At 28.8% G+C, this 3,567-nt stretch carries 3 protein-coding genes; all 3 read right to left on the bottom strand.

What is annotated here, in order from left to right; genetic code table 11:
* Window positions 1-824 (bottom strand): radical SAM family heme chaperone HemW (gene hemW, locus KA468_RS10890; RefSeq protein ID WP_291242956.1); only part of this gene is annotated, 824 nt, incomplete at its 3' end.
* Window positions 825-865: 41 nt separating this feature from the next.
* Window positions 866-2,980, bottom strand: a complete 2,115-nt coding sequence (locus KA468_RS10895) for an erythromycin esterase family protein (protein WP_291242957.1) — start codon at window positions 2,978-2,980, stop codon at window positions 866-868.
* Window positions 2,981-3,049: 69 nt separating this feature from the next.
* On the bottom strand, window positions 3,050-3,567 hold a 518-nt coding region (gene ruvC, locus KA468_RS10900), incomplete at its 5' end, for a crossover junction endodeoxyribonuclease RuvC (RefSeq protein WP_291242958.1).

Consider the following 3,567-nt stretch of genomic DNA (forward strand, 5'->3'; position numbering starts at 1 on the left):
ACATTCCAACTTCTACTTTTCCCATTAAAACTATGTGCAGACGGACCGATTCCAATGTATTTTTTACCTAACCAATAAGCGGTGTTGTTTTTTGAAAAATAATCTGGTTTACCAAAATTTGACAATTCATAATGTACAAACCCGTTTTCTTGTAATTTATCTATTAGAATATGAAAATGTTGTTGCGCTAAATCGTCATCTAAATTCGGTATTGAACCTGTTTTTATCATTTTATGCAATGCTGTTTTTGGTTCCACCGTTAAGGCATAACTGGAAATATGTAGAATATTAAAACTTAGTGCCGTTTCTATGTTTTGAAGCCATTTCTCATTGCTCATATTTGGCATTCCGTAGATTAAATCGATAGATATATTGTCGAAATGTTGTGTAGCAAATGCTAAACATTTTTTGGCTTCTTCCGAATTGTGTGCGCGATTCATCAGTTGCAAATCGTCTTCAAAAAAAGATTGAATACCAATGGATAAGCGATTTATTGGTGAATTAGCAAATTGAAGAATCGTTTCTTCATCTAAATCGTCTGGATTTGCTTCTAAAGTAATTTCTGGATTCTCAATTACATTATAATTTTGGTAAACGGAATGAATCAAAAATCGTATATCGTCAATTGACAAAACGCTTGGTGTTCCTCCACCAAAATAAATGGTTTCTACTTCTTCATTTTGAAATTCATCTTTACGAAGTCCCATTTCTTTTGCCAAAGCCAACACCATTTCCTCTTTCTTCTTCATAGAAGTGGAAAAATGAAAATCGCAATAATGACACGCTTGCTTGCAAAAAGGGATGTGAATGTAGATGCCGCTCATTTAAAAGTGTTCAGTTTGACAAAGTGTAAAATGTAATTATCTTAGTTTCCAAACAAAAGTACTTCATTATTTGATTTAATTATTTTTGGATTTAATACATTAAAATTATTCCAATTTGATGTTGTTGTAATTTCATAATCTGTTTTATCATTCACTTCATTATATAAAATTCCAGAAACAACATTTTTGGCGTTTTTAATAAAATATAAATTATTATCTTTCACAAATTCTGTTATCGTACTTTCATTTAAATATTCTTTGTTTGTATATTTTGATAAATTATTTTTCAAGACATAACCATCTCTGAATGATATAGGAAAATCAGTAACTTGCCAATTTTCAATAATTTTTATAATAGCATTATCAGATTTATTAATGTAAATATAGCCCGAATAATTACTTAAGTAAACACGCCTTGTAAATGTAGAATGATTTCTTGGAGAAGAAAACTGAATTATAATAACTTCTTCATTATTTATTTTGGTTGTTCCTTCAACGTTTAACTCAAATTTTTTAAACTTGTTGTCTTTTAAAAGCGGAGCGTATTGAATTGGACTATTATACATCAAACCATGATATTCTTTAAAACTTTCTGTTTGAAAATTTTTACTAACCTTCCATTTTGTTTCCAAAACTTTTTTCGTATTTCTAAAATCACGATTTACATAACCTAAATCATATTGTTGAGCCAAAACATCCACATCAACACAAGTCGTATCAGCAACTTTTATCAAAATGTTCGTTTTTAAATCCGAACTAAATCCTTTAGTTGGATAATTTTTATCAAAACTTCCGATAGCTTTTTTTAGAATTTGATATGGTGTGTTTTTACTATAAATAACAACTTCTTCAATTAAAGTTTCGTTAGGTCTTTGCTTTATATCGAACTCTTTTTCATCATCAACTACTTCTTTTTTATTAGTTGTGGTATGAATTTCATCGTCATACTCGTCAATTGTTGACAAAGAAGTTTTTGGGAAAAATAAATAGCCATCATGAAAGTCGGATAAATTTCCCTCTATGAATGTAATTGGGCTATATAGCCTATTTTGTTTTATTTCATTTAATTCTAATTGTTTTGCACTAAAAAATACAGGATTAGTTATAAATTGTTTTTTTAAGACATCTTCAAATGAGCTCTCTTTTATTGGAGTGCTATACCATTTATTTTGAAGAAAAATGGAATCATTAGCTGTAACTGCTGCTAAACTATACATTTTATCTTCTAATGCCTTTTTTATATATGTTCCCATTGGCATAAAATCTTTTATAATAGGTGTTTTTACAGACTTCAAATTATTAGTAAAATGTTGATTGGCACCCCAACAAATAATTTTCGCTTCAGGATTTTGTTTTATATATACTAACAAATTTTCAGCCATTTGCTTATCTCTAATATTGTCAATACTTGTGCAATTGAATGTACTTGTAAAATTTTGACGTGTAAAAGCATCTTCACCTAATGTCAACAATCCGTTTAAAATTTGTGACCAATAAAATTTTTCTTCTGAGTTTTTTTGCTGAATTACTTTTTGTTTCAATTTGTTTAATTCTGAAGAAAAAATTAAATATGAAATATCACTTTCATCAAACATACCAGAATTTGATATAGATTCTAAAAGCAAACTAAAATCATCTTTATTTAATTTTATATTGTGGTTTATTTGTTTCGAATAAGAAAATAAATCGTTTGATAAATTTGAAATACCGTCCGTACTCGTAATTTGATGGTCAAATCCAAAAAGCTTTAATTTTGCTTTATTAGTTTCAAAAAACGTAATAAAACTTTGAAACTCTTGTCTTTTTCCCCACATAGAAAATAAAGAATTTCTAAAAACTTGTTTGCAATTTGCTCCTCTACTAATTTCATTTTGAGCTTTCCATAAATCGTATATTCCAGATTCAAATGCAATTACATCAAATCCCATATTCTCCACCAAATATTTTATAATCTCGGTTTTAGTTTCAAAAACATTTCCATCAAAATGACTAATTTCTCCAAGCATTACAACTTGAACATCTTTTAATTCATCTTTTAAAAAACTAAACTCCTTAGAAATAGGAGGCTCAGACAAAATAATACTTTTTGAAATGGTGTTTTGAGAAAAGAGCACAAAACTGATAAATAGTAAAAAAAAAGTAAATGTTTTTTTCATTTGGAATGATGTATAAGAACTAATAACTTTCATTATAAAAAATTATTGCGTCAATATTTTATTCTTTCGTTATTTCCTAATTTTATCTTCATTATTCTTCACAAAAGCATCCCAACCTGAATAACTTGTAGTTCCCACTACTTTTCCAGTATTGAAAAAATGACAAACCGCAGCAGCTAAACCATCTGTAGAATCGAGGTTTTTTGGTAAGGTTTTTAGCCCTAATAGTTGTTGCAACATTTTAGCAACTTGTTCTTTACTGGCATTTCCATTTCCGGTAATGGCCATTTTTATTTTCTTGGGTTCGTATTCCGTAATTGGTATTTCTCTTGATAAACCTGCTGCCATTGCTACACCTTGTGCTCTTCCTAATTTTAGCATCGATTGCACATTCTTTCCAAAAAAGGGTGCTTCAATAGCAATTTCATCTGGATGGTACGTGTCAATTAATTCGATAGTACGCTCAAAAATTCGTTTCAACTTCATATAATGATCGTCCATTTTATTAAGTTGTAATTCGTTTAACTGAATAAACTCCATTTTTTTATTTACCACACGGATGAGTCCGAAACCCATAATAGTAGTTC

It is taken from the genome of Flavobacterium sp., assembly GCF_017985075.1.
GTDB lineage: Bacteria > Bacteroidota > Bacteroidia > Flavobacteriales > Flavobacteriaceae > Flavobacterium.